This window comes from Pseudomonas sp. SIMBA_068, assembly GCF_046534705.1.
In the GTDB taxonomy this organism is placed as follows: Bacteria; Pseudomonadota; Gammaproteobacteria; order Pseudomonadales; family Pseudomonadaceae; genus Aquipseudomonas; species Aquipseudomonas putida.
On record NZ_JAWRYI010001111.1, the window covers coordinates 1 to 252 of the forward strand.

The 252-nt window shown below is 51.6% G+C and carries 1 protein-coding gene; it reads right to left on the reverse strand.

The window, feature by feature from the left end:
- The coding region (locus SB756_RS32930) for a hypothetical protein (RefSeq protein ID WP_410913617.1) at window positions 1-252 on the reverse strand (252 nt) is incomplete at both ends.

Here is a 252-nt window from a genome sequence, read left to right on the forward strand (position 1 = left end):
GTCCGCCAGTACCCCAAATGGCGCACTTCCCGCACTCGGCGCGTTATAGACCGGCGTATCTTTCCAGGTAACTAAGTTCTGATTACTCAGCGGCTTGTTGAGGTCGCCCAAACCGTCTTCAACTTTTTGTCGCCCCTGAACCGGCTCGAGATGACCTTTATCGATAAAACCTTTGCCAAAGCCAAAATTAAATGCGTAATAACTTGCGGCAGTGGGCTCCACGGCAATGATTTGTCCGGCCCGAATATTCCC